Genomic DNA, 24,426 nt, shown 5'->3' with positions numbered 1-24,426 from the left:
AAGGCCGGGAAGGAGGCGTTCCGGGCGGTCAGGCCCAGACGCCGCGTTCCTCCATGACCTCGCGCAAGGTGCCGATGTGATCCGTCATGATGCCATCGACTCCGAGGTCCAGGAGCCGGTGCATCCGCTCCGGCTCGTTGACCGTCCACACGTGCACCTGGAGTCCGCGCGCATGAGCGGCGCGGACGAAGCGGTGGTCGGCGACGGGCACGCCCGACTGGGCCTCGGGCACCTGTGCGGCCACGGCCGACCGGCGCACCGCGGCCGGCAGGCCCCAGGAGCGCAGCCGCAGGCCCAGCACCCCGCGCGTGCCGAACGAGGTGGCGAGCCGGGGACCGGCCAGCCGTTGCGCGCGCAGCACCCGCGCCTCGGAGAAGGAACCCACGCAGACCCGGTCCCAGGCGTCGGCGCGCTCGATCAGCTCCAGCAGGGGGCGCAGCGCCGGCTCCGCCTTGACGTCGACGTTCCAGCGCACCCCGGGGAAGGTCTCCAGCAGTTCCTCGAACAGCGGTACCGGTTCCCGGCCCGCCACGCGCGCGTGCCGTATCTCCGCCCAGGGCAGGTCGGCGATCCGGCCCGCGCCGTCGGTGACCCGGTCCAGCGTGGCGTCGTGGAAGGCGACCAGCCGGCCGTCCGCCGTGGCGTGCACATCGGTCTCGATGTACCGGTAGCCCAGCTCCACGGCCCGCCGGAACTGCGCCACGGTGTTCTCCAGGCCGTCGGCGGCGCCGCCCCGGTGGGCGAAGGCGATCGGCCCCGGGTGGTCGAGATAGGGGTGGCGCGGGGCGGGCGTCGTCAAGGTCACGGACGCAGTATCACCCGCTCGGGTGTCCCCCCGGCGACGACCGTGCTGCCCGCCGGTGCCGACGGGACGGCGAACCAGCGCAGGAACACCTGCGCCAGCGGACCGATGGAGACGGCGTACAGCACGGTGCCCACCCCGATGGTGCCGCCCAGGAGGAACCCGGTGATCACCACCGCGACCTCCACCGCCGTCCGCATCAGCCGGACCGACCGGCCGGTGCGCCGGTGCAGCCCGGTCATCAGCCCGTCGCGCGGGCCCGGACCGAAGCGCGCCGCGATGTACAGGCCGGTCGCCATGCCGTTGAGCACGACGCCGGCGACGAGCAGGGGCACGCGCAGGGCGAGGGAGCGGACGTCCGGGAGCAGCGCGAGGGTGCCGTCCATCGCCAGGCCGACCACGAAGACATTGGAGACCGTGCCCAGCCCGGGCCGCTGCCGCAGCGGGACCCACAGCAGCAGCACCGCCGCGCCCACGACGATCGACACGACACCGATGCTGAGTCCGGTCAGTTCCGCGAGCCCCTGGTGCAGCACGTTCCACGGCTCCAGGCCCAACCCGGCCGCCACCAGCAGCGCGGAACTCGCACCGTAGAGCGCGAGCCCCGCGTACAGCTGGACCAGGCGCCGGCCGAGCCGCCGGCCGGACGGGGGTGTGCCGGTGGCGGGCGTGGGTGTTCCGGTCGCGGACGCGGGTGTTCCGGCGGTGGGTGTGGTGGGCGCGGGGCCGGCGGTGGACATGGGAATACCCCCCTGGGTGGTGGCGGTGGCCTGACGCATGTCACTCTGTGGCTTGGCGATCCTCGCCATCCATGGCCAATCCGGGGAAGGTGGACTGATCTTCATGGCGCAGTGGACCTCGGCGGTGGGGGCCGCGCAGCTCGCCCGGCTCCTCACCTCCCAGCAGGACCGTCCGGCCGGCCCCGGCACCCGCCGTCCCCCCGCCTACCGCGCCCTCGCCGACGGCATCCGGCTCCTCGTCCTGGAGGGCCGTGTCCCGGTCGCCGCGCGTCTGCCCGCGGAACGCGAGCTCGCCCTCGCCCTCGCCGTCAGCCGCACCACCGTCGCGGCGGCCTACGAGGCGCTGCGCGGGGAGGGCTTCCTGGAGTCCCGGCGCGGGGCCGGCAGCTGGACCGCCGTACCGGCCGGCAACCCGATCCCCGCGCGCGGCCTGGAACCGCTGCCCCCGGAGGCCCTCGGCTCGATGATCGACCTGGGCTGCGCCTCGCTCCCGGCGCCCGAGCCGTGGCTCACCCGGGCCGTGCAGGGCGCCCTGGAGGAACTGCCGCCGTACGCCCACACCCACGGCGACTACCCGGCCGGGCTGCCCGCGCTGCGCTCGATGATCGCCGAGCGCTACACCGCGCGCGGCATCCCCACCATGCCCGAGCAGATCATGGTGACGACCGGCGCGATGGGCGCCATCGACGCGATCTGCCACCTCTTCGGGGGCCGCGGCGAACGCATCGCCGTCGAGTCGCCGTCCTACGCCAACATCCTCCAGCTGATGCGCGAGGCGGGCGCCCGGCTGGTCCCCGTCGCGATGGCCGAGGGCCTGTCCGGCTGGGACATGGACCGCTGGCGCCAGGTCCTGCGCGAGGCCGCGCCGCGCATCGCCTACGTGGTCGCCGACTTCCACAATCCCACCGGGGCGCTCGCCGACGAGGACCAGCGGCGCCGGCTGGTGGACGCGGCGCGCTCGGCCGGCACCGTGCTCGTCGCCGACGAGACGATGAGCGAGCTGTGGCTCGACGAGGACGTCCGGGACGCCATGCCCCGGCCGGTGTGCGGGTTCGACCCGGCCGGCTCCACGGTGATCACGGTCGGCTCGGCCAGCAAGGCGTTCTGGGCGGGGATGCGCATCGGCTGGGTACGCGCGGCGCCGGACGTCATCCGCAGCCTGGTCGCCGCGCGGGCGTACGCCGACCTGGGCACGCCGGTGCTGGAGCAGCTGGCCGTGAACTGGCTGTTCAGCACGGACGGCTGGGCGCAGGCGGTCGAGCTGCGCCGGGCGCAGGCCCGGGAGAACCGGGACGCCCTGGTGGCGGCGGTGCGCCGGGAGCTGCCCGACTGGGAGTTCGAGGTGCCGCGCGGCGGGCTGACCCTCTGGGTCCGGGCCGGCGGCCTGTCCGGCTCCCGCCTCGCGGAGGCCGGCGAGCGGACGGGCGTCCGGGTTCCGTCCGGGCCGCGCTTCGGCGTCGACGGCGCGTTCGAGGGCTATGTGCGGCTTCCGTTCACCGTCGGGGGAGCGGTGGCGGACGAGGCGGCGTCCCGGCTGGCGGCGGCGGCCCGCCTGGTGGAGTCGGGAGCGACGGGGGCGACGGAGTCACCGCGCACGTTCGTGGCCTAGCCCGGCTCGCGGGCGGGGGGTCCGTCCACGGGGTGGGCCGGGGGCGCCTGGTGGTTCGGGTGGCCCTGCGGGCGAGGGGTGCGGAGGGGCGTCGGCGGCTCGGACGGCGCTCTGTGCGCTGGGGTGTCGAGGGGCGCCCGGTTGCCCGGCGGTGCCGTGCTTCGGCGGATGGGGGTGCCTGGCCGTTCGGCGCGTGGTGCGCTTCGGCGGCCGGGGTGCCTGGCCGTTCGGGGCGTGGTGCGCTTTGGCGGACGTGGGTGTCTGGCTGCCCGGCGCGTGGTGCGCTTCGGCGGCCGTGGGCGCCCGGCCGCCCGGCGTGTGCCGAGGGTGGCCGGGCGCCGGTCCGGTCAGGACTCCGCCGCCACGGCTTCCGCCGTTACCGGTGTCTTCTCCGGCGCCGGTTTCGACAGGTCCGCCGGACCGGCCCCCGCGTCGGGGGCCCGCGTGGGCAGCAGTTCCAGCACCGCCTGCCGGTCGGCGTCGCTCGTGGCGTCGTCGTAGGGGTCGGGCGTACGCGGCACCTGGAGCCGGTGCACCGGGCCGGAGCCCAGGCGGGCGTAGCCGCGCCCGGGCGGCACCCGTGCCGGCGGTGTCGTGCGCGGTGCCGCCCCGAGCACCGCCTCCACCTGCTGCGGACCGGTCGCCCCGAGCACGACACGCGCGCGCGTGTGCTGCCGTACCGCGTCGCCGAGCGTCTCCGCGCTGTCGAACTGCTCGGCGACGACCACCGTCACGTTCGCCGCGCGGCCGTGCCGCAGCGGCACCTGGAGCAGCGCCTGCGGGTCCCCCCGCCCGTCGGCCGCCGCGAGGTGGGTGAAGACGGCGGGCCGGTCCAGCAGGATCCACAGCGGGCGCCGGGTGTCCGCGGGCGGCGGGTCGCCCGCCTGCCGGGCCAGGTTGACCGCGATGAGCCGCCGCTCGGTCTCCCGCGCGGCCCACTCCAGACTGGCCAGCGCCCCGGCGAGCGCGCACTCCACGGCCAGGACGCCGTCCCGGCCGGTCAGGCAGGCGTACTCGCCGGTGCCGCCGCCGTCGACGATCAGCACATCGCCGTGGCGCAGGGCCTGCAGGGCGATGGAGCGCAGCAGGGTGGACGTGCCGCTGCCGGGGTGGCCGACGGCCAGCAGGTGCGGCTCGGTGGAGCGGATGCCGGTGCGCCAGACGACCGGCGGGACGTCGATCCGTTCCTCCCCGTAGGAGAGGGGGAGCGTGCGCTGGACCTCGCTGGGGTCGGTGTAGCCGAGGACGGTCTCGCCGGGCGCGGTGACGAAGGGCTGGGCGGGGATGTCGGCGGGCAGCGGGGCGAGGACGGTGACGGTGAGCCGGTTGCCCTCCTCGTCCCAGTCGAAGTGGTACTCGCGGCCGCGCCCGGCCTTGGCGGTGAGGAGCTGTTCGACCCGCGCGCGGGCCTCGGGCTCGCCGTCCGGGAAATAGGCGGGGTAGCGGATCACCAGGTGGCCGACCCGCCCGGCGTCGTCGAACTCGTAGGCGGTGAAGGCCTTCTCCCACTCCCCGCCGTGCGCGTACAGCGGCGCGGGATCCTCGGGGGCGGTGAAGTACGGCACCAGGGCGTCGTAGAGCGCCTTGAGGCGTTCGGTCTGGGAGGCGTCGGGTCCGGCGGGCGCCGACGGGGTGCGGTCGCGGCCCTGCCAGGCCGCCGCCGCCATCACCGTGACGACGGCGAGCAGCGGCCCGTACGGCATCAGGGCCACGACCATGACCGCGGAGGCCGCGAGGAACAGCAGCGGCCCGCGTCTGTCCTTGGGCGTGTCCGCCCACCTGCGACGGCCGGCCGAGGCCAGCACGCGCAGCCCGCGCGTGACCGTGATCAGCGGATGGAGGATGTCGGTGGCGCTGTCGGCCGCCGTCCGGGCCAGCTCCCTGCTCCGGGCCAGCTGCATCCGCGCGAGCTGGGCGCTGTCCTTGCTCAGAATGCGGGGGAGGGGGCGCCGGGCCACTGCTGACTCCTGATCGTGCGTGCGGGCGGTACGGGCGGGGTCAGAACTTGATGCCGCCCAGGAGGCTGGCCAGGCTCTCTCCGCCGGCTTTGATGCTCGGGGCGATGCCTGTGGTCGACAGGTAGAAACCGAACAGGGCCGACACCGTGGCGTGCGAGCCCTTCAGCCCGTCCTTGCGGAAGAACAGGAAGACGACGATGCCGAGCAGCAGCACGCCGGAGAGGGACAGGATCATTTGGGGCCTCCTGGTGTCGAAGGTGGGGGACAGTCACCATGAGTTCTTCCAGGATCACAGGATGTATCCATACGATTAAAGGTGCAACTGGGTGAAAACCGGTGGTTTTCGCCCGCTCGGAGGAAGCGGTTGCGGCCTGGTTGACCAATGCTGTTGCCTCCTGCGGGGCCCGTCGGTGATCTTTACCTCGGGCACATCGGGTCATGTGCCCCGAGAGCCAGTACGCTGGCGATTCACTCGTACGAAGCAGTCCCCGCATCAGCGGAGCAGTCCCCCAATCAGCATGGAGAGGCGGTCCGGCCATGAGTGAAGCCCCCGACCCCGAGGTCGTGGAGCTGGCGACCAAGATCTTCGATCTGGCCCGGCAGGGGCAGACCGAGGCGCTCGTGGCGTATGTCGACGCGGGTGTCCCCGCCGGCCTCACCAACGACCGCGGCGACTCCCTGGTGATGCTCGCCGCCTACCACGGCCACGCCGACGCGGTGCGCGCGCTGCTCGCCCGTGGTGCCGCCGCCGACCAGATCAACGACCGGGGCCAGACCCCGCTCGCGGGCGCCGTCTTCAAGGGTGAGACGGATGTGATCAAGGCCCTCCTGGAGGGCGGCGCCGACCCCTCCAAGGGGACCCCGTCGGCCGTCGACACGGCCCGGATGTTCGGCAAGACGGAGCTTCTGGAACTGTTCGGCGCGCGCTGAAGCGAGTTATTCCGACCAGCAACGACACGGAAAACGGGGGAGGCGGTACAGGGCCGCCGGAAATACGGTCGCGGCAGCACACAGCGCGGGCCATCATGACGACGTGATTCACGGACGCGATGGCTGGGCAGGTGTTGCCGCACCGCGCGGGCCGTGATGCGGTCCGCATGGGCCACCGACGAGAGGCAGAGAGAGATGGTCTACAGCAAGCAGGAAACGGCGGGCGCTCCGACGTTGTGTCGCGCGGCCAGGTAACGCGTGTTCACCGGTTGCGTCGACGCTTGATGTGAGGCTGTTTCCCATGTTCGATCCGGTCATAGCGCCCAGCGGCACCCTGCTCGGGCTGCTCCAGCGCGGCCGTGGCGACGGCACGCTGCACGCGCTGACGGCCCCGCGCGCCGAAGCGCTCGCGGCCCTGAACCACTGTGTGCTGCGCGACCCACGCCACGACTGGCAGGTGGAGAACCGCTCCCTCTACTACGCCCGGCTCTACCTCGACCTGAACGGCGGACTCGACGCCGTGGAGGCGCACCTCTTCGACGCCGAGGACGTGCTCGACACCGACGAGTCCCGCACCGGCCTGGCCCTCGCCGTCCTCGGCCACCTCGCCTCCTACGGCCGGCGGGACGCCCTCGACCTGTTGCGCAGGTACGCCGCGCACGGCTCCAACTGGGCCTGGGCCCTCGACGAGCTGGCCCTGCGGGACGACGACGCGGGCCTGCGCGCCCTCGCCGCCCCCGTCCTGGCCCGCTTCGCCACCGACCCCGAGGGCGAGGCCGAACTGGCCGCCGCCGTGCGCGACGCCTTCGAACCGCGGCCCTGGCGCTTGTGGGCCGACGATCCGCGCCCGTCGATCGCCGCACGCGTGCGCGCCGCCCATGAAGCCGGCTGCTTCGACCGTTGGCAGCGGCAGATGCGCCCCACCGGCCCCCGGCCCGGCTGGAGCGTGCGCGCCGTCTTCGAATGGGCCCAGCAGGGCATGGAGCGCGGCGCCGCCCTCCATGTGCCCGCCGCCCGCTGTCTGGTCGCCGTGGCCGGCCCCGAGGACCGCCCCGAGATCCTCCGGGCCGCCAGGGACGGCATCGACGGTGCCCGCTGCACCGCCCTGCGCTACCTCGCCGACAGCGACGACCCCGCCGCGCTCGATCTGATCGAGGCCGCGGTCGCCGACGGCACCGCGGTCGTCGTGGAGGCCGCCGTCGACGCCTTCGAACGGATGCGCAGTGTCGCCGCCGTGGACCGCGCGCGCGGCTGGGCCCGGCGCCACGACGCGCTCGGCGCCGCCGCCGGCCGCATCCTCGCCTGCCGCGGCGGTGCCCGCGACCGCGAGCTCGTCCTCGCCGCCCTGCGCGAGGCCGTACGCGCCGAGGGGCCCGACGCGCCCACCCTGTGGACCCTCGTCGACGGCGCCGGACGCCTCGGCATCGGGTGCGCGGCCCCCGTCCTGCGGCACGTCTACCGCGAGACGGCCTCCTCCCACCTGCGGGGCCGCGCCGCCCGCGCGCTGGCCGCGACCGACCCCTCCTTCGCCGCCGGCTTCGCCGTCGAGTGCCTGTGGGACTGCGAGGAGACCACCCGCGAGCTCGCCGCCCGGCACGCCGAGACCGGTGACACCCGGGTCGTGGAACGCCTGCGCCGGCTGGCCGCCGACCCGGCCGAGGAGGCCGAGGTGCAGACGGCCGTACGCAGCCGCTTCGGGCCCGACGCCGCCCTCGGCTGACCCACGCTCGCAGCCGCTTCGGGCTCCACGCCGCCCTCGGCTGACCTCGCTCACGCTCCCGGCCGGGCGGACGTACGTCCGGCGGGTGAACTCCGGATGACCCGCGGGTCAGGCCGCCGTGACGGCCGCCTGACCCGCAGGGGCGGAACCTGGCGAGGATTGCCTGTGCAGCCGGGGCGGAACCTTGTGCGGGCTGTCTGTCCAGTGGGGGCGGCATCTCGTGTGGGCTTTTCCTGTGCAGCGGGGGAGTGTCGGGCGGCACAACGCTCATGGGACGTTTTCCGGCCGGAAAGATCGAAGTTGACGTGGGCACGTCCGGCGCGGCGAGAACACCCGTATGCGTGTCGTCATCGTGACCGAGTCCTTTCCCCCCGATGTGAACGGCGTGGCCCACTGCGCGCTCCAGACCGCCCGGCACCTCGTAGACCGCGGTCACCACCCGCTCGTCGTCGCCCCCGCTCCGGCGCCCGGCACCGGCCCGGACGCGGACGCCCCGTGCGAGGTGATCCGGGTGCCCTCCCTGCCGCTCCCCGGCTACCCCCAGGTCCGTGTCGCCCTGCCCAGCCGGCGTCTCGCCGCCGCCCTCGTCGCACACCGCCCCGACGTGGTGCACCTGGCCGGCCCCTTCGTCCTCGGCGTACGGGGCATGGCCGCGGCCGCCCGGCTCGGCATCCCCGCCGTCGCCGTCTACCAGACCGACCTGGCCGGATACGCCCGCACCTACATGGGCGCCGGAGAGGCCGCGGCCTGGCGGCGGATCCGCTCCGTGCACGCCGCCGCCGACCGCACCCTGGCCCCCTCCAGCGCCGCGCGCTCCGACCTGGAGGAACACGGCGTACCGCGGGTGGCGCTCTGGCCGCGCGGCGTGGACACCGTACGGTTCCGGCCCGACCGCCGTGACGAGGTGCTGCGCCGCGCTCTCGCCCCGCACGGCGAACGGATCGTCGGCTACGTCGGCCGGCTCGCGCCCGAGAAGCACGTCGAGCTCCTCTCCGGCGTCTGCGGGCTGCCCGGCGTGCGGGTCGTGGTCGTGGGCGACGGACCCAGCCGGGGCCAGCTCGCCGAGGCCCTGCCCGGCGCCGTCTTCCTGGGCCGGCGCACCGGCGGCGAACTCGCCCGGATCTTCGCCTCGCTGGACCTGTTCGTGCACACCGGCCCCTTCGAGACCTTCTGCCAGACCGTCCAGGAGGCCATGGCCAGCGGGGTGCCGGTCGTCGCGCCCGCCGCCGGCGGCCCGCTCGACCTGGTCGCCCACGGCCGCACCGGCCTGCTCGTCCCGCCGGGCGACGCCACCGCCGTCCAGGAAGCCGTCCGCGCCCTGGCCGCCGACCCCGCGCGGCGGGCCGCCTACGGCGCCGCCGCCCGCGCGAGCGTCGAGGGCCGTACCTGGGCCGCCGTCGGCGACCAGCTGATCGACCACTACGACCAGGTGCTCGCGGCCCGCCGGACGGCGGTGGCGGCATGACCGGACCGTCCCTGCGCATCGTCCGCCTCGCCAACTTCGTCACCCCCGCCTCCGGCGGCCTGCGCACCGCCCTGCGCGAACTCGGCAAGGGCTATCTGGCCGCCGGCCACGAGCCCGTCCTGATCGTGCCCGGCGCACGGCACACCGACCGCGACACCGAGCAGGGCCGGGTCATCACCCTGCCCGGCCCACCGCTGCCCGGCACCGGCGGCTACCGCGTCCTCACCGACCGGCGGCGGGTGGCCGCCCTGCTGACCGAGCTGGCCCCGGACCGCCTGGAGGTCTCCGACCGGACCACCCTGCGCTGGACCGGCCGCTGGGCCCGACGCGCGCGCGTGCCCGCCGTGATGGTCTCCCACGAGACCGCCGACGGCGTCCTGCGCACCTGGGGCCTGCCCGGACCCGTGGCCCGGCGCGCCGCCGACTCCCTCAACACCCGCACCGCGCACGTCTACTCACGGGTGGTGTGCACCACCGGGTTCGCCGAGCGCGAGTTCGTCCGCGCCGGCGCGCGCAACGTCGTACGCGCCCCCCTGGGCGTCGATCTGATGGAACGGCACCCCGCGCTGCGCGACCCGGGGCTGCGGGCCCGCCACGCGCGCGTGGACGAGACGCTGCTCGTGATGGTCTCCCGGCTGTCCGTGGAGAAGCGGCCCGGCACGGCCCTGGACGCCTTGGAGGCGCTGCTGCGGCGCGGACGGCGGGCGGTGCTGGTGGTCGCCGGGGACGGGCCGCTGCGGGCCCGGCTGGAGCGGCACGCCCGCGCCCGCGGACTTCCGGTGACCTTCCTCGGGCACGTGTCCGACCGGGCCGCCCTCGGCGCGCTCCAGGCGTCCGCCGACGTGTGCCTCGCGCCCGGGCCCGCCGAGACCTTCGGTCTGGCCGCGCTGGAGGCCATGGCGTGCGGCACCCCCGTGGTGGCGAGCGCCCGCTCCGCGCTGCCCGAGGTCATCGGCTCCGCCGGGGCCACCGCGGCCGGCGGCCCGGAGACGTTCGCGGACGCCGTGGAACAGCTCCTGGCCCGCGCCGAACCAGGGCGGCGGGAAGCGGCACGCGCGCGTGCGGAGTGCTTCGGCTGGGGAGCGGCCGTGGAGGCGTTCCTCGCGGCCCACGACGCGGTGGGGGTGCCACGCCCCGCCGACGCCGACGCCCGTCGGCCCGCGATGCCGTCGGGCGCGGCATGACGGCCGCGCCGCGCGCCGGTCGCGGCGCGGCGCGGCGCCGGGGCGGCGAGCGCCGCTTGCCCGGCGGGCCTTGGGGCCGCGTTTCCGTCCGGTCACGCGGTCGACAGCCGTTCCGTTCGCTGCCCGCTGCCCGCTGCCCGCTGCCCGCTGCCCGGCGTCCCGTTGTCCGGCAGGTCCCGGGGCCGCGCCGCGTCCGGCCGCGCGATCGGTGAACCGCTCCGGTGCGCCGCCCGCCGCGCGGGAGACCACCGACGAGGGCGGCCGGACCGCAGGGCTCGGGCAGTGCTCCCTGCGGTCGTGTTCCGGCGGTGGTGCGGGCGGGGCGGCGGCCGGGGTCAGCGGCGGCGTACCGGGACGAACCTGACCGGCGTGCCCGGCGGTGCCTGTGCGGCGGCCGGCAGGTCGGCGGCGCGCACCACCGCGATCACCGGGTAGCCGCCGGTGGTCGGATGGTCCGCGAGGAAGACCACCGGACGCCCGTCCGGCGGCACCTGCACCGCGCCGAGCACCATCCCCTCGCTGGGCAGTTCCCCGGACCGGGCCCGCTCCAGCGCGGGACCCTCGGTGCGCAGACCGATGCGGTTGCTCGCCGAGGACACCCGGTACGCGCGCCTGGTGAGATCCCGGACCGCGCCCGCCGTGAACCAGTCGTCGCGCGGGCCCAGGGTCACCCGGAGCACCAGCTCGGCGGGCGGAGCCGGCTGCGGGGCGCCGTCCACGCGCGCGGGAGGGCCGGCCGGGATGCCCAGCGGCAGCACCGTACCGTTCGTGAGCGGGGCCGGGCCGAGGCCGGACAGCAGGTCGGTGGCGCGGCTGCCCAGGACCGGCTCGACGGCGATGCCGCCGGAGACGGCCACATAGCCGCGTACGCCGGCCGTGGCCGCGCCCACCTCCAGCAGCTCGCCCGCCGGCACCACGACCGGGGCGCCCCACGCGGCCGGACGGCCGCCCACCGACACCGGGCTCGGGGCGCCGCCGACCGCGACCGTCACCGTGGAGCGCGGGCGCAGCGCACAGCCGCTCAGCGTGGTCTCCAGGACGGCGGCGTCCGGCGGATTGCCGACGAGCCGGTTCACCAGCCCCGCCGCGGGCGGATCGAGCGCCCCGGAACGGGGCACGCCGAGATGCGCGTACCCCGGCCGTCCCCGGTCCTGCACGGTCGTCAACGCCCCGGAGCGCACCACGACGAGCACCCGGTCGCTCACGCGCCCACCTCCCCGGTCGGGGCCACCCGGACGTCGTCCACGCGCGCGTGGGCGAGAGAGGCTCCTCGCGCCTCCTTGCCCGTCACGTGTCCCCCAGCGGTACGAACCGCACCCGTGCCCCCGGGGTCAACAGCGCGGCCGGTGTGCGCGTGTGGTCCCACAGCACCGCGTCCGTCGTGCCGATCAGCTGCCAGCCGCCGGGAGAGGTGCGCGGGTACACCCCCGTGTACGGCCCGGCGAGCGCGACGGCGCCCGCGGGTACCGCCGTACGCGGGGTGGCGCGGCGCGGGACGGCGTAGCGCTCCGGCAGCCCGGTGAGATAGCCGAATCCCGGGGCGAAGCCGCAGAAGGCCACCGTGAACTCGCTACCGGCGTGGATCCGGACCGCCTCCCGCTCGGTCACCCCCCAGTGCCGGGCGACCACCGCGAGGTCCGGGCCGTCGTAGCGCACGGGCAGTTCGATCAGCTCGCGCGCGCGGGAGGGCACCCGCGGTATCCGGGAGGCGGTCAGTTCCGCCGCCCAGCGGTCCGGGTCGGCCAGCCCGTCGAGCAGGACCGTACGGGCCGCGGGAACGATCTCCCGCACGGTGAGCGCGCCCTCCGCGCGGCGGCGCAGCAGCACCGCGTGCAGGGCCTGCGCCTCCTCCCCGGAGGACACCTCCAGGAGGAGCGCGTCGTCGCCCACGGGAAGCGCCCTCATGCGAACGCCTCCACCCGCACGCCCGCCGCCACCAGCCGCTCGCGCACCCGGCGGGCCAGGCCCACCGCGCCGGGCGTGTCGCCGTGCAGGCACAGCGACCGGGCACGCACCAGGATCCGCGCGCCGGACTGCGCGATGACCGCGCCGGAGCGCGCCAGGCTCAGCGAGCGCTCGACGACCGTGTCCGGGTCGGTCACCACGGCGCCCTCCCGACCGCGCGGCACCAGCGTGCCCTCGTCGGTGTACGCGCGGTCCGCGAAGGCCTCCGCAACGGCCGGCAGCCCCGCCTCGGCGGCCAGCTCCAGCAACCGCGAGCCGGGCAGACCAAGCACCGGCAGCGAGGGGTCCGCGAGCCGCACGCCGTCGATGACCGCGCGGGCCTGCCCGGCGTCGTGCACCACCCGGTTGTAGAGCGCGCCGTGCGGTTTGACGTACGCCACGCGCGCCCCGGCCGCCCGGGCGAACACCTCCAGGGCGCCGATCTGGTAGGCCACCTCGGCCGCCAGCTCGGCGGGCGGCACGTCCATCGCGCGCCGACCGAAGCCGGCCAGGTCCCGGTAGGAGACCTGCGCGCCGATCGTCACGCCGCGCTCGGCCGCCAGCTCGCACACCCGGCGCATGGTGGGCGCGTCCCCCGCGTGGAAGCCGCAGGCCACGTTGGCGCTGGTGACGACGGACAGCAGTGCTTCGTCATCGGTCAGCCGCCAGCGCCCGAAGCCCTCGCCGAGGTCGGCGTTCAGATCGATCGCGGTCATGGTGTCTCGTGTCTCCGGTATCTCGTCCCGTGCGGGCCGCCCGTCCGGCCGTTCCGTCCGGCCGTTCCGTACGGCGGTCGCCCGCGGTGGTTCTCGCAAGGCCGGCAGGCCGGCCGTCCCGCGCGCCTCAGGCCAGTTCCCTCCCGCGGGTCTCCGGCAGTCCCAGCAGGGCCAGCGCGGCGACGCCGTAGCCGATCGCGCCGAAGACCAGCGCGCCGCCGACGCCCCAGCTGTCCGCGAGGAACCCGACGGCCGTCGGGAACACCGCGCCCACCGCGCGGCCCGTGTTGTACGTGAAGCCCTGCCCGGTGCCGCGCACCGCCGTCGGGTACAGCTCGCTCAGGTAGGAGCCGAAACCGCTGAAGATGGCCGACATGCAGAAGCCGAGCGGGAAGCCGAGCACCAGCAGCAGGGTGTCGGCGCCGTGCGGGATGTTCGCGTACGCCAGGATGCACAGCGCCGACAGCAGCGCGAACAGCCAGATGTTGTTGCGCCGGCCCAGCCGGTCGGTCAGCACCCCGCCGGTCAGGTAGCCGAGGAACGCGCCGGAGATCAGGAAGGCCAGATAGCCGCCGGTGCCCACCACCGACAGACCGCGTTCCGACTTCAGGTACGTCGGCACCCAGGTCGCGAGCGTGTAGTAGCCGCCCTGCACGCCCGTCGACAGCAGGCTCGCCAGCAGCGTCGTGCGCAGCAGGCCCGGCACGCCGTCCCGGCCGGGGCGGAAGACGGCCGCGAACGAGCCGCGCCGCGAGTCCTGCTCCCGGGCCGCCGTCGCCGTCGGAGCGTCCCGCACCCGGCGGCGCAGCCACACCACGAGCAGCGCCGGCAGCGCCCCGGTCCAGAACATCACCCGCCAGGCCAGGTCCTCGTCGACGAAGGAGAAGACCAGCGTGTAGACCACCGCCGCCAGTGCCCAGCCGACCGCCCACGAACTCTGGACCGCGCCGAGCGTACGGCCCCGGTGGCGCGCGCCCGCGTACTCGGCGACCAGGATCGCCCCGACCGCCCACTCGCCGCCGAAGCCGAGGCCCTGGAGGGCGCGGAAGACCAGCAGCGTCTCGTAGGTGGGGGCGAAGCCGCAGGCGACCGTGAACACGGCGTACGTGACCACCGTGATCATCAGCGCCCGGACCCGGCCGACCCGGTCCGCGACCACGCCGGCCACGGCGCCGCCGACCGCCGAGACCACCAGCGTCACCGTGGTGAACAGACCGGTCTGGCCGCTGTCGAGGTTGAAGTACGCGGCGAGCGCCACCATGCTCAGCGGCAGCGTGAAGTAGTCGTACGAATCCAGGGCGTATCCGCCGAAAGCCCCGGCGAACGCGCGTCGGCCGCGCGGCCCGAGGGCGCGCAGCCAGCCGAACGCGCCGTCCTCACCGGCCCGTTCGCCTTGCGCCGGCCGTACGCCGGCGGAGGGCCCGGGCCGGGGCGGTGGGGTCGTGCTCATGGGCACCTCGCAGAAGGGGGACGGAGGGTGCTGGGAAGTGAGCCGTGCGGAGCACCGTAGAGGATCGTTCAACGATCCCTCAATACCCATGTTGTCTCGTTCTGATGTCTGCGCTTGAATTCCGGGCATGGCAGAGCAGCTGACGGGACTGGCCGGCGACCGTGTCCTCCTGGGGCGTACCAGCACCGCGGAACGGGTCTCCGACATCCTCAGGAGCCGCATAGCCGAGGGCTACTTCCCGCCCGGCACCCGGCTGTCGGAGGACAGCATCGGCGGGGCCCTCGGCGTCTCCCGCAACACCCTGCGCGAGGCGTTCCGCCTGCTCACCCATGAGCGTCTGCTGATCCACGAACTCAACCGGGGCGTCTTCGTCAGGGTCCTGACGGTCGAGGACGTGGAGGACATCTACCGCACGCGCGCGCTGGTCGAGTGCGCCGTCGTCCGCGGCCTCGGCGCACCGCCGTACCGGCTCGGCGGACTGGTCGCGGCCGTCGAGGAAGGGCACACGGCCGCCGCGGAGAACGACTGGAAAGGCGTGGGCACGGCCAACATCCACTTCCACCGGGAACTGGTCGCCCTGGCCGGCAGCGAACGCACCGACGAGCTGATGCGCAGCGTCTTCGCCGAGCTGCGCCTGGCCTTCCACGTGGTGGACGACCCGCACCGGCTGCACGAGCCCTACCTCGCCCGCAACGCCCGGATCCTGTGGGCGCTCCAGGCCGGGGACACGAAAGGCGCGGAACGGCTCCTGGAGACGTACCTCGCGGACTCTCTGGAGCGGGTCGTCGAGGTCTACCGCCGCCGCGTGGGCGAGGACGCGGCCGGTCCCTCCTGAACACTGCGGCCACCCCTTCCCGAGCTGAGCCGACCGACCCGGCCGGTTCCGCGCGAACCGGCGCGGCCGGCCCCTCGAACCGGCGCGGCGCGCCCTGGCCGAACCGGCGCGGCCGGTCCTCTTCCGCCTGTGTGACGGCCGTCGCTTCTGGGCCGTTTGGGTCGATGTCAGACCCAGGACCTAGTCTGTGCACCGTGACTTCGCCTGCAACGACGGACCGTGTTCCGCCCCAGCTCAGCGCGGGGCCGCGCCCCGCGCAGGGCCCGGCCGCCGACGAGGGGCTGGCGCGTCGGCTGCGCGCGCTCGCCTGCACCGCGCCGCTGCACGACCTGGACGCGCGCAAGGCCAACCTGGCCGGCGAGTACTCGGTGTACGGGATGGCCGAGGTGGCGCTGGCCGCCATCGACCTGGTCACGCTGAACATGGACTTCGACACGGGCGCCGACCACGAACAGGTCGTCGCCCGGCTGGTCCCGCGCATCGCCGCCCAGGCACCGCACCGGTCCACCGCCGAACACGAGCGCGTGGCCCGCTGGGTCCTGGAGAACCTGATCAACGTCGGCAGCGTGGACCGCGGTTTCCGCGCGGTCTACGGCACCTTCGCGCCGGACGGCACCTACGTCCGCCGTGACTACGACTTCAAGCTGATCGAGGAGGTCCCCGGCCCCGGCGGCACGGTCTACCTGCGCACCACGGACGAGGCGGTCAACGTCCTGGTCGGCGCCCTCGACACGGACGTCACCAGCGCCCAGATCGCCGCCGAGGTCAAGCTGGAGGTGCTGATCAGCCGCGGCCGGCTCGCCGACGCCCAGCTCGCCGCCGAACAGGCCCGCTACCGCACGGTGCAGTACTCCGAGTCACTGCGCCGCGCCCTGGAGGCCACCCGGCGCAACGTCCGCGCGGTCGACTGGCTCAACACCGTCCCCGACATGATCGCCGAGGCCCTGGACCACGTGGCCGAGCGCTACCGCCACGAGAACGCCATCCTCACCAACATCCGCAAGGCCCGCGACGAGACCGAGGAGCCCGAGCACAAGCGCCGCGCCGCCGAGCTGGTCGACATCGTCAAGGACTGCATCCGGCGCCACACCCAGCTCCAGTCGCGCCTGCTGGAGGCCGGCCCGCTGTTCCGCGCCGAACAGGACCGGCAGGCCTTCGCCACCCCCGCGGCGGCGTCCGGGATAGACCTCTACGGCCATCTCGTCGCCCCCGTCCTGCCGTTGTCGCTGGAGCAGGCGATCCGGGTCACCGACGCGTTCTTCGCGCGCGGCACCGGACCGCGCACACCGGTGTCCGTCCGGGTCGGCGACCTTGTCGACATCCTGCTGACCCCGCCGGTGGAACGGGAGCACCTGGGCGCGGAGATGCCCGAGCCCGACCTGATCGCCACGCCCGACGACAGCCGGTTCAGCGAGGAACAGCTCGCCGCGGCGACGGAACTGCTGGACCTGCCGCCGGACGCGCCCAGAAGACTGTCCGGGCTGCTCGCCGAGGCCCGCCGCACCGGCGACCCCGACCTCGCCTACCTGGTGGCGCTGCTCGCGGTCCACGCGGCCAGCCCCGCCGTCGGCACCGCCTACCGGCAGGGCGAGGAGAAGCTGCTGTTCGCCGTGGACGACGGGACGGAACTGGACGATCCCGAATTCGGCGGGGCCGACCTCATCGTGGGCACGGCCCTGCTGGACGCCGCCGGGATGGCGGCCGACCGGACGGAAGCAGCATGACCGAGCACCACCGCGACAAGGAGCCCAACCCGTGACCGAGCACGTCGAGTGGAGCGAGGCGGAGACACCCGCCCCGCCGGCGTCCACCGCCGTCACCCCCGCCGACGCCGCCGACGCGGCGCGGCTCGTCGCCTTCGGGCTCCAGCCCAAGCTGGCGCCCGCGCGCGACCAGGAGTACACCGAACTGCTGCGGCGCTACCGCGAGGACCCGGCCTTCGCCCGGCTCGCCGACGCCGTCGCCGCCGGCCTCGGACTCATCGTGCTGGAGGTGTCCCCGCGCGCGGGCATGGCCGTCACCGCCGCCGAGGACTCGGTCTTCGCCGTCCGCATGGGCGACTACGCGCGCCGCACCGCCGCCGACTCCGGCGACCGCTTCCTGCACGGCCTCGCCCATCTCGCCATCGCCGCGCTGGCGTTCCCGCGCCCCGAGGACCTCGCCGACGACTCCTACATCGGCCGGGTCACCGTCAACGGTGTCGACGCCTTCGTCCGGCAGGCCTGCCGCCGCCTGGAGGAGCGCGCCGAGGAGCGCGGCGAGAACACCGACCCGGCCACCGACGCCCCCGGCCTGGAGGCGGCCTGGCGGATCTGGGCCCGGCGCAGCGCCACCGGCGCCACCAAGGACGCCCGCCGCCCCGCCGCCTCCACCACCGGCATCGTCGCCAAGGCCCTGGCCTTCCTCACCGACTCCGGCTTCCTGCAGCGCACCGGCGACGACAACGGCGGCACCTACCGCACCACCGCCCGCTACCAGCTCCAGGTCCGCGACATGGCCGGCAACGCCGCCCTGGCCGAACTGTCCGAGCTGGGCGTCGTCCCGGTCACCGACGGCACGGCCACCCTGCTGCCCGCCGAGGACACCGACGACCTGGACCTGGTGGCCGACGCCGGGCTGCCGTTCCACTCCTGAACACCCCCGCACCGCAAGAACCCTCGAACGTCCCCGCCCCGCAAGAACCCCGCCCCCCTCCACCGCAAGAACACTGACGAGAGTCCGCCATGTACGAGCTGTCCCGGGTCCGCCTCTACTCCATCGGTCCCGCCGGTGCGCGCTACGCCGACACCGTGCTTGACCTGCGGGGTGTCGGTGAGCCCGTGCCCGACCCGGCGCCCACGCAGGCGGAGTTCTTCGAGGAGGAGCCGTCCGGCCCGCCGCGCCGGCCCGCGCCCGCGGGCGTGCTGTTCCTGGAGAACGGCGGCGGCAAGTCCGTCCTGCTCAAGCTGATCTTCTCGGTGATGCTGCCGGGCCACCGCAACACCCTCGGCGGCGCCAGCTCCGGTGTGCTGCGCAAGTTCCTGCTCGCCGACGACTGCGGCCACGTGGCCCTGGAATGGCAGCACGTGCAGACCGGCGAGTGCGTGGTCGTCGGCAAGGTCAGCGAGTGGCGCGGACGGCAGGTCTCCAACGACCCGCGCAAGTTCGCCGAGGCCTGGTACTCCTTCCGCCCCGGCCCCGGGCTGAGCCTGGACAGCCTGCCCGTCGCCGAGGCCACCGCCGTACGGCCGCCCGCCGAGGGCACCTCCGGCGCGCACGGCCGCCGCCGCACCATGAAGGGCTTCCGCGACGCCCTCATGGAGGCCGGCAAGGCCTACCCGCACCTGGAGGTGCACTGGGAGGAGATCCACGAGCGCTGGACCGAGCACCTCGGCGACCTCGGCCTGGACCCCGAACTGTTCCGCTACCAGCGCGAGATGAACGCCGACGAGGGCGAGGCGGCCGGCCTCTTCGCGGTCAAGAAGGACTCCGACTTCACCGACCTGCTGCTGCGCGCCGTCACCGACACCCGCGACACCGACGGCCTCGCCGACCTCGTCAGCGGCTTCGGCAGCAAGCTCGGCCGGCGTGCCGAGCTGATCGCCGAACGGGACTTCACCGCCGGCTCGGTCGACCTGCTGGGAAGGATCGTGGAGGCGGCCGACGCCCGGGCACGCGCGCGTGACGTGCACGCGGGTGCCGAACGCCGTACCCGCACGCTGGCCCGGCGGCTGTCCGCGCGGGCCGTGCGGGAGCGGGTCCGGGCCGCCGACCTCGCCCAGCGGGTCACGGCCGCCGCCTACGCCGTCACCCACTCCGAGGGCGCCCGCGAGCGCAGCGCCCTCATCGCCGCCGAACTCGCCTACCGGCACGCCTCCCTGGCTCTGGCCGCCGCCGAGAAGTCCGCCGCCGCGCAGAAGCGCGAACTGGCCGACGCCCGCACCCTGCACTCCGCCTGGCAGGCCGCCGAGGCCGTGCTGCGCCACCGGGCCGCCGCCGACCGCGTCGCACGCGTGTCCGCCGCCATCCAGGAGGCCGAACGGGACGCGGCCCCCGCGCTCGCCGCCCGCGCCAAGGCCGCCGTGGACCTCGTACGGGCCCTGCACGCCGCCGCCGAGAGCGCCGAGAACCTGGCCAACGAGGAGGAGGAGCGCTCCGCCGCCCTCCAGGAGGCCGGCGACTTCGCCCACCGCGACTCCACCGCCGCCGCCACCGAGGCGCAGCGGGCCCGCAGCGAGGCCGGGCACCTGCGCCAGCGGCTCGCCGAGGTCGAGCAGGAGACCGCCGAGGCGGTCCGCGCGGGCTGGCTGGACGACAGCGCCCCGGACGCCGACCCGGCACGGGCCGCGCTCGCCGCCAGCGACGCCGAGAAGACCGCCGTGGCCGCCTGGGACGCGGCCCGCGAGGCCGCCCGCAAGGCCACCGAGCACGCGCGCGAGGCCGCCGCCGCCGAGTCCCGCGCCGAGCTGACCGCGGCCCGCGCGGCGGACGCCGCGACCGCCGCCGAGCGGGCGTACGAGGCCGAGCGGCGCCTCGCCGAGTCGCTGGCCGCCGAGGAACGGCTCGCGGAACTGCTGAGCCTGCCCGGCGCCCCGAGCACAATCCGCGTGCCCGGCCCGCGCACCGGGCCGGACGACGCCGCCCCGGCCCCCCGCGCCGTCACGGAGGGCGCGCTCACGCCGGAGGAACTCGACCGCTTCGCCGACGAACTGCGCGAACTCCTCGACGACGCCGTGTCCACCGCCGAACGGCACCTGTTCGACCTGCGCACGGCCGCCGCCGACGACGCCCGGATCCTCGGCGCCCTCGGTGACGGCGGACTGCTGCCGCCCGGCCCGGACGTCCTGGCCACCGTCGAGTTCCTCGGCGAGCACGGCATCCCGGCGCTCCCCGGCTGGCGCTACCTCGCCCAGGCCGTCGACCCGGCCGACCACGCGCGCGTGCTCGCCGCCCGCCCCGAGCTGGTCGACGGTGTGATCATCACCGACCCGGACACGCACGCGCGCGCCCGCGAGGTCCTCGGCGACGCCGCCCTGCTGCCCCGCTCCGCGGTGGCCGTCGGCACCGCCGCCGCGCTGCTCGCCCCGCCGCCCGCCGCCGACACCACCCCCGGTGACGTGTTCCTGGTGCCGCCGAACCCGGCCATGCACGACGAACACGCCGCCGACGAGGAACGGCAGGCACTGCGCGCCCGGGCCACCGAGCGCGACGAGGAGATCCGCGTCCTCGCCGCCCGCCTCGGCAAGGACCGCGAACTGGCCGCCCGGCTCGCCTCCTGGCGCACCGGCTGCCCCGCCGGCCGCCTGACCGAGCTGGCCGGGGCCGCCGAGCAGGCCCGCGCGTTCGCCGAGGAGGCCGAAGCCGAACTCGCCGAGGCGCGGACCGTCCGCGCGGAGGCGGAGGAGACCTCGGCCGAGGCCGCGCGGGTCCGCGACGAGCGGCAGGAGGCCGCGCAGAAGGCCCGGCGCGCCGCCGACGCCCTCGCCGGTCTCGCCTTCCGGCTGCGCGAGCGCGCCGGCTGGCAGGCGAAACTGCGTGAACTCGCCGACGAGGCGGCCGAGGCCGAGGCCCGCGCCCAGGCCTGCCTGGAGCGCGCCCGCGCCGCCGACGAGGACCGCCGGGCCGCGCAGCGCGCCGCCGACGACGCCCGCCGCACCGCCCGCGCCCTGCGGGCCGAGCGCTCCGAGATCGCCGGCGCCCCCGACGACGTACCCGCGGCGGACGCGGACGCCCCGAAGGCCTCCCTGCCCGCCCTCCGCGAGGCCTACCGGGCCGCCTCCCAGCTGTACGAGAAGGTCGGCGTCGGCGCCGACCTGCGCGCCGAGCAGGCCCGCGCCGAGAGCGACGAAAGCGCCGCCCGCGCCGAACTGGACCGGCTCAGCAACAAGGTCCGCACCCGCGCCGAGCAACTGCTCCAGTCGCCCGACGGCTCCGACGGACCGTCCCGGCAGGCCGCCGCCGCGCGCGCGGAGGAGCTGGTGCAGCTCCTGGAGACCCGTATGTCGACCGCGAGCGAGCAGCTCGGGCGGCTGCGCGGCGAGGCCGAGCGGCTCGCCCCCGAGGACGGCGAGGCGCACACCGAGCTGCCCGAGGAACTGATCCCGCGCGACGCCGAGCACGCCCAGGCCCTGCTGCGCACCGCCACGGCCGAACTCGCCGCCCGCACCGAGGCGCTGGCCGAGGCCCGGGAGGCGCACACCGAGCTGCTGGAGGCCCACCGCGCCGCCGAGGACGCGGCCGGCGGCTTCGACGAGATCGCCGCCATGCTCCGCGACCTGCTGCGCGAGCAGGCGCCCGAGGACGAGCCGGAGGAGCCGGAGCCGTACCCCGGCACCCTGGAGGAGGCCCGGCACTCCGCCGCCGAGGCCCGCCGCTCCCTGCGCGGCTGCGCCGCCGATCTGTCCGCCGCCGAGGCGGCCGTGCGCGAGGCGAGCGACGTCCTCGTCCGGCACGCCAACTCCACGCGCTACGAGCAGGTCCGCACCCCCGCCCGGCAGCAGATCCGGGAACTGCCCGCCTCCGCGCTGCCCGAGCACGCCCAGAAGTGGGCGGACGCGTTCGCGCCCCGGCTGCGCGTGCTGACCGACGAGCTGGCCCAGCTGGAACGCAACCGCGACTCCATCGTGGACCGGCTGCGCGGCCTCGTGGAGTCGGCCCTCGCCACCCTGCGCTCCGCCCAGCGGCTCTCCCGGCTGCCGGAGGGCCTCGGCGAGTGGTCCGGGCAGGAGTTCCTGCGCATCCGCTTCGAGGAACCCGACCAGGCCACGCTCACCGAACGGCTCGGCGAGGTCATCGACGAGGCCACGCGCGCGGCCGTGAAGAAAAACTCCGACCTGCGCCGCGACGGCATGTCGCTGCTGCTGCGGGGCGTCGCCGCGGCCCTCCAGCCCAAGGGCGTGGCCGTCGAGATCCTCAAGCCCGACGCCGTACTGCGCGCCGAACGGGTCCCCGTCGGCCAGATGGGCGATGTGTTCTCCGGCGGCCAGCTGCTCACCGCGGCCATCGCCCTGTACTGCACGATGGCAGCGCTGCGCTCCAACGACCGGGGCCGAGACAAGCACCGGCACGCGGGCACGCTGTTCCTGGACAACCCGATCGGCCGCGCCAACGCGACCTATCTGCTGGAGCTCCAGCGGGCCGTGTCCGACGCGCTGGGCGTCCAGCTGCTGTACACCACGGGCCTGTTCGACACGACCGCCCTCGCCGAGTTCCCGCTGGTCATCCGCCTGCGCAACGACGCCGACCTGCGGGCGGGCCTGAAGTACATCAGCGTCGAGGAACACCTGCGGCCCGGTCTGCCCCAGCCGCCCCAGGCGGGGGAGACGGTGCACAGCGAGATCACGGCGACGCGGATGTTCCGGAAGCCGGCGCCGAGCGCTCCGTAGCGGACTCGGGTCCGCCCCCGCCCGTTCCGCATCGCGCAGCGCACCGCGCGATGCGGAACGGGCCGGGGCGGCGCGGTGCCGCCGAACGCCGCCGCCTGTCAGGGGCCGTGCGCCAGCAGCCACGCGTCGGAAGCCGCGGTGAAAGCCGGGCGCTAGAAGCCGTACCCCATCCGCCGGGACAGCTCGGCGCCCGCCGCGGCCGTACGCCGGGCCACCTCGGGCAGCCGGTCCGCGTCGAGCCGGTACACCGGACCCGAGACGCTGATCGCCGCGATCACCTCCCCGTCGTGCGCGCGCACCGGGGCCGCGACGGCCGCGAGCCCCAGCTCCAGCTCCTCGACCGTGACGCCGTACCCCTGCCGGACCACGGCCTCCAGCTCGGCGCGCAGCACCGCCGCACCCGTGACCGTACGGTTCGTGAAACGCGTCAGCGGACGGGCCAGCAGACCCTCGCGCAGGGTCGGCGGCAGGTGCGCGAGGAGCACCTTGCCGCTGGACGTGGCGTGCAGCGGGGTGCGTCGGCCCAGCCAGTTCTGCGCGGTCACGGCCGCGGTGCCGCGGGCCTGCATGATGTTGACCGCCGCGTCGTCGTCGAGGACGGCGATGTTGACCGTCTCACCCAGCTCGTCGGCGACCTCCCGGCACACCGGGACGCCCTCCTGGGAGATGTCCAGACGCACCGCCGCCGCACCCGCCAGGCGCAGCACACCGGCCCCCAGGCAGTACTTCCCGCGGTCCTTGGCCTGGGCCACCAGGCCCCGGTTCTCCAGGACGCCGAGCAGCCGGAACGCCGTGGACTTGTGGACGCCCAGCTCCTCGGCGATCTCGGTGACGCCCGCCTCGCCGTGCCGGGCGAGGCTCTCCAGCACGCTCACGGCACGGTCCACCGACTGCACCGCGCCGGCCGCCCCGCGACCGCGCTGCCTCTCCGGACGCCCCGGCTCCCGCCCGGCCTCCTCGCTGCGGTCGGGCTGCTTCTGCGTACGGGGCATGGCTCGGCTCTCGTCACCTGATGGACCGCGTTCGTTGCGCACAGCGCGTCGTCGTGCGCGCTACGAAACCGATGCTATCGAAGCGCCCGGTCAGGAGTGCGACAGCTGTCCCGCCCCACCCCTGCGGCGTATCCGTTCCTGTTCCCGCAGGGCCGCACGCTCCTCGCGGCGCCGGGCCCGCCGCTCCCGGCGCAGGGCCCGGGCCGTGCTGCTCGGCTCCGAGACCACGCCGTGCCGCTGGTTCCACACCTGGCGGGTCACCCACACGTCGACCGCGGCCCATGTGGCCACCACCGTGCCGGCCACGCCGCCCATCACCATCGGGAACGCCAGCCAGGAACCGGCCAGCGCGCACAGGAACGCCACCATCGCCTGGATCAGCGTCACCGCGATGACCAGGACGGCCCGCACCGCCGCCGCACGCACCGGATCGGGCACCGGATGCCGGCGCGCGGGCTCCTCGACCCACAACGGCCGGTAGCCGTACCGCGGTTCGTCGCCGCCGGGATCCCCGCCGCCTTGCGGCACCGTGCGCTCCCACCGTGTCCGCGAGCGTCCCGCCCCGCTGCTTTCCCCGGGCGCCTCGCGCCATTGAGCCGTGCCCGTCACCGTGTCACTCCCCACCGCCGGCAGACCGCTCGCCCCCGGAGTCCCAAGACCCCGTCTCCCCAGTGGCTGCCCGGCTTGCGCCGCTTTACGCCGCCGGGACGCGAGGTG

General features: G+C 75.4%; 19 protein-coding genes. 9 read left to right on the top strand and 10 right to left on the bottom strand.

The annotated features are described in order from the left end of the window. Nucleotides 1-28 precede the first annotated feature (28 nt). Both IH25_RS0134515 and yczE read right to left on the bottom strand, forming a co-directional pair. Nucleotides 29-799: a glycerophosphodiester phosphodiesterase gene (locus tag IH25_RS0134515; RefSeq protein ID WP_030620100.1), complete on the bottom strand. Its 771-nt coding sequence runs from the start codon at nucleotides 797-799 to the stop codon at nucleotides 29-31. Between the two features lie 2 nt (nucleotides 800-801). Further along, a complete protein-coding gene (yczE, locus tag IH25_RS0134510) occupies nucleotides 802-1,542 on the bottom strand; it encodes a membrane protein YczE (RefSeq protein ID WP_245172973.1) in 741 nt (246 codons plus the stop codon). 103 nt (nucleotides 1,543-1,645) lie between these two features. On the opposite strand from yczE, the gene IH25_RS0134505 reads away from it, so the two are divergent. After that, nucleotides 1,646-3,151 carry an SCO1417 family PLP biosynthesis transcription factor gene (locus tag IH25_RS0134505; protein ID WP_030620089.1) on the top strand — a complete coding sequence of 502 codons (1,506 nt, stop codon included), beginning with the start codon at nucleotides 1,646-1,648 and terminating at the stop codon, nucleotides 3,149-3,151. A gap of 347 nt (nucleotides 3,152-3,498) precedes the next feature. On the opposite strand, the gene IH25_RS0134500 is transcribed toward IH25_RS0134505, so the two are convergent. Together IH25_RS0134500 and IH25_RS0134495 are read right to left on the bottom strand one after the other, a co-directional pair. Beyond that, nucleotides 3,499-5,109, bottom strand: coding sequence for a membrane protein (locus IH25_RS0134500; RefSeq protein WP_030620079.1), 1,611 nt, complete (start codon nucleotides 5,107-5,109; stop codon nucleotides 3,499-3,501). A gap of 40 nt (nucleotides 5,110-5,149) precedes the next feature. Beyond that, nucleotides 5,150-5,344, bottom strand: coding sequence for a hypothetical protein (locus IH25_RS0134495; protein WP_030620070.1), 195 nt, complete (start codon nucleotides 5,342-5,344; stop codon nucleotides 5,150-5,152). 302 nt (nucleotides 5,345-5,646) lie between these two features. Here IH25_RS0134495 and IH25_RS0134490 point away from each other — a divergent pair, with 302 nt between their 5' ends. The 4 genes from IH25_RS0134490 to IH25_RS0134475 all read left to right on the top strand — a co-directional run bounded on the left by IH25_RS0134490 (nucleotide 5,647) and on the right by IH25_RS0134475 (nucleotide 10,408). After that, nucleotides 5,647-6,039: an ankyrin repeat domain-containing protein gene (locus tag IH25_RS0134490; RefSeq protein WP_030620067.1), complete on the top strand. Its 393-nt coding sequence runs from the start codon at nucleotides 5,647-5,649 to the stop codon at nucleotides 6,037-6,039. A gap of 301 nt (nucleotides 6,040-6,340) precedes the next feature. After that, the gene (locus tag IH25_RS0134485) at nucleotides 6,341-7,759 is read left to right on the top strand and encodes a hypothetical protein (protein ID WP_030620065.1); all 1,419 of its coding nucleotides are present in this window, start codon (nucleotides 6,341-6,343) and stop codon (nucleotides 7,757-7,759) included. A 337-nt stretch (nucleotides 7,760-8,096) separates the two neighbouring features. Next, on the top strand, nucleotides 8,097-9,224 hold the full coding sequence (locus tag IH25_RS0134480) for a glycosyltransferase family 4 protein (RefSeq protein WP_030620064.1): 1,128 nt from the start codon (nucleotides 8,097-8,099) through the stop codon (nucleotides 9,222-9,224). Beyond that, nucleotides 9,221-10,408 (top strand): glycosyltransferase, encoded by a 1,188-nt coding sequence (locus IH25_RS0134475; protein WP_030620062.1) that lies wholly within the window; start codon nucleotides 9,221-9,223, stop codon nucleotides 10,406-10,408. The genes IH25_RS0134480 and IH25_RS0134475 overlap by 4 nt, the downstream gene beginning before the upstream one ends. A gap of 335 nt (nucleotides 10,409-10,743) precedes the next feature. On the opposite strand, the gene IH25_RS0134470 is transcribed toward IH25_RS0134475, so the two are convergent. The 4 genes from IH25_RS0134470 to IH25_RS0134455 all read right to left on the bottom strand — a co-directional run bounded on the left by IH25_RS0134470 (nucleotide 10,744) and on the right by IH25_RS0134455 (nucleotide 14,518). Then, entirely contained in the window at nucleotides 10,744-11,613 is an 870-nt protein-coding gene (locus IH25_RS0134470) for a 5-oxoprolinase subunit C family protein (protein ID WP_030620060.1), read from the bottom strand. Nucleotides 11,614-11,695: 82 nt separating this feature from the next. After that, on the bottom strand, nucleotides 11,696-12,313 hold the full coding sequence (gene pxpB / locus IH25_RS0134465; RefSeq protein ID WP_030620057.1) for a 5-oxoprolinase subunit PxpB: 618 nt from the start codon (nucleotides 12,311-12,313) through the stop codon (nucleotides 11,696-11,698). Then, nucleotides 12,310-13,068, bottom strand: a complete 759-nt coding sequence (locus tag IH25_RS0134460) for a LamB/YcsF family protein (RefSeq protein ID WP_030620055.1) — start codon at nucleotides 13,066-13,068, stop codon at nucleotides 12,310-12,312. The genes pxpB and IH25_RS0134460 overlap by 4 nt, the downstream gene beginning before the upstream one ends. A gap of 127 nt (nucleotides 13,069-13,195) precedes the next feature. Beyond that, nucleotides 13,196-14,518: an MFS transporter gene (locus tag IH25_RS0134455; RefSeq protein WP_030620054.1), complete on the bottom strand. Its 1,323-nt coding sequence runs from the start codon at nucleotides 14,516-14,518 to the stop codon at nucleotides 13,196-13,198. 127 nt (nucleotides 14,519-14,645) lie between these two features. Here IH25_RS0134455 and IH25_RS0134450 point away from each other — a divergent pair, with 127 nt between their 5' ends. The 4 genes from IH25_RS0134450 (at nucleotide 14,646) to IH25_RS0134435 (ending at nucleotide 22,717) form a co-directional block, all read left to right on the top strand. Continuing rightward, nucleotides 14,646-15,353 carry a GntR family transcriptional regulator gene (locus IH25_RS0134450; RefSeq protein ID WP_030620052.1) on the top strand — a complete coding sequence of 236 codons (708 nt, stop codon included), beginning with the start codon at nucleotides 14,646-14,648 and terminating at the stop codon, nucleotides 15,351-15,353. A gap of 194 nt (nucleotides 15,354-15,547) precedes the next feature. Next, nucleotides 15,548-17,077, top strand: coding sequence for a hypothetical protein (locus IH25_RS0134445; protein ID WP_030620050.1), 1,530 nt, complete (start codon nucleotides 15,548-15,550; stop codon nucleotides 17,075-17,077). 31 nt (nucleotides 17,078-17,108) lie between these two features. Beyond that, the gene (locus tag IH25_RS0134440) at nucleotides 17,109-17,987 is read left to right on the top strand and encodes a hypothetical protein (RefSeq protein WP_030620047.1); all 879 of its coding nucleotides are present in this window, start codon (nucleotides 17,109-17,111) and stop codon (nucleotides 17,985-17,987) included. Nucleotides 17,988-18,076: 89 nt separating this feature from the next. After that, nucleotides 18,077-22,717: a hypothetical protein gene (locus tag IH25_RS0134435; RefSeq protein ID WP_030620044.1), complete on the top strand. Its 4,641-nt coding sequence runs from the start codon at nucleotides 18,077-18,079 to the stop codon at nucleotides 22,715-22,717. Between the two features lie 152 nt (nucleotides 22,718-22,869). Here IH25_RS0134435 and IH25_RS0134430 read toward each other — a convergent pair whose 3' ends face one another. Continuing rightward, nucleotides 22,870-23,709 carry an IclR family transcriptional regulator gene (locus IH25_RS0134430; protein WP_245172972.1) on the bottom strand — a complete coding sequence of 280 codons (840 nt, stop codon included), beginning with the start codon at nucleotides 23,707-23,709 and terminating at the stop codon, nucleotides 22,870-22,872. A 90-nt stretch (nucleotides 23,710-23,799) separates the two neighbouring features. Beyond that, a complete protein-coding gene (locus IH25_RS0134425) occupies nucleotides 23,800-24,237 on the bottom strand; it encodes a hypothetical protein (RefSeq protein WP_387875839.1) in 438 nt (145 codons plus the stop codon). Between the last annotated feature and the right edge of the window lie 189 nt (nucleotides 24,238-24,426).

Source organism: Streptomyces achromogenes subsp. achromogenes (assembly GCF_000720835.1).
GTDB classification, from domain to species: Bacteria; Actinomycetota; Actinomycetes; order Streptomycetales; family Streptomycetaceae; genus Streptomyces; species Streptomyces achromogenes.
The sequence above is the reverse complement of the archived record's forward strand: the minus strand, read 5'-3'. Positions and strand labels throughout refer to the sequence as shown.

Bases quoted from the DNA above. Each gene is read 5' to 3' on its own strand.
- IH25_RS0134430 (WP_245172972.1), bottom strand. From the start codon at position 23,709: ATGCCCCGTACGCAGAAGCAGCCCGACCGCAGCGAGGAGGCCGGGCGG.
- IH25_RS0134495 (WP_030620070.1), bottom strand. From the start codon at position 5,344: ATGATCCTGTCCCTCTCCGGCGTGCTGCTGCTCGGCATCGTCGTCTTC.
- yczE (WP_245172973.1), bottom strand. From the start codon at position 1,542: ATGTCCACCGCCGGCCCCGCGCCCACCACACCCACCGCCGGAACACCC.
- IH25_RS0134490 (WP_030620067.1), top strand. From the start codon at position 5,647: ATGAGTGAAGCCCCCGACCCCGAGGTCGTGGAGCTGGCGACCAAGATC.
- IH25_RS0134435 (WP_030620044.1), top strand. From the start codon at position 18,077: ATGTACGAGCTGTCCCGGGTCCGCCTCTACTCCATCGGTCCCGCCGGT.
- IH25_RS0134505 (WP_030620089.1), top strand. From the start codon at position 1,646: ATGGCGCAGTGGACCTCGGCGGTGGGGGCCGCGCAGCTCGCCCGGCTC.
- IH25_RS0134480 (WP_030620064.1), top strand. From the start codon at position 8,097: ATGCGTGTCGTCATCGTGACCGAGTCCTTTCCCCCCGATGTGAACGGC.
- pxpB (WP_030620057.1), bottom strand. From the start codon at position 12,313: ATGAGGGCGCTTCCCGTGGGCGACGACGCGCTCCTCCTGGAGGTGTCC.
- IH25_RS0134460 (WP_030620055.1), bottom strand. From the start codon at position 13,068: ATGACCGCGATCGATCTGAACGCCGACCTCGGCGAGGGCTTCGGGCGC.
- IH25_RS0134455 (WP_030620054.1), bottom strand. From the start codon at position 14,518: ATGAGCACGACCCCACCGCCCCGGCCCGGGCCCTCCGCCGGCGTACGG.
- IH25_RS0134475 (WP_030620062.1), top strand. From the start codon at position 9,221: ATGACCGGACCGTCCCTGCGCATCGTCCGCCTCGCCAACTTCGTCACC.
- IH25_RS0134485 (WP_030620065.1), top strand. From the start codon at position 6,341: ATGTTCGATCCGGTCATAGCGCCCAGCGGCACCCTGCTCGGGCTGCTC.
- IH25_RS0134450 (WP_030620052.1), top strand. From the start codon at position 14,646: ATGGCAGAGCAGCTGACGGGACTGGCCGGCGACCGTGTCCTCCTGGGG.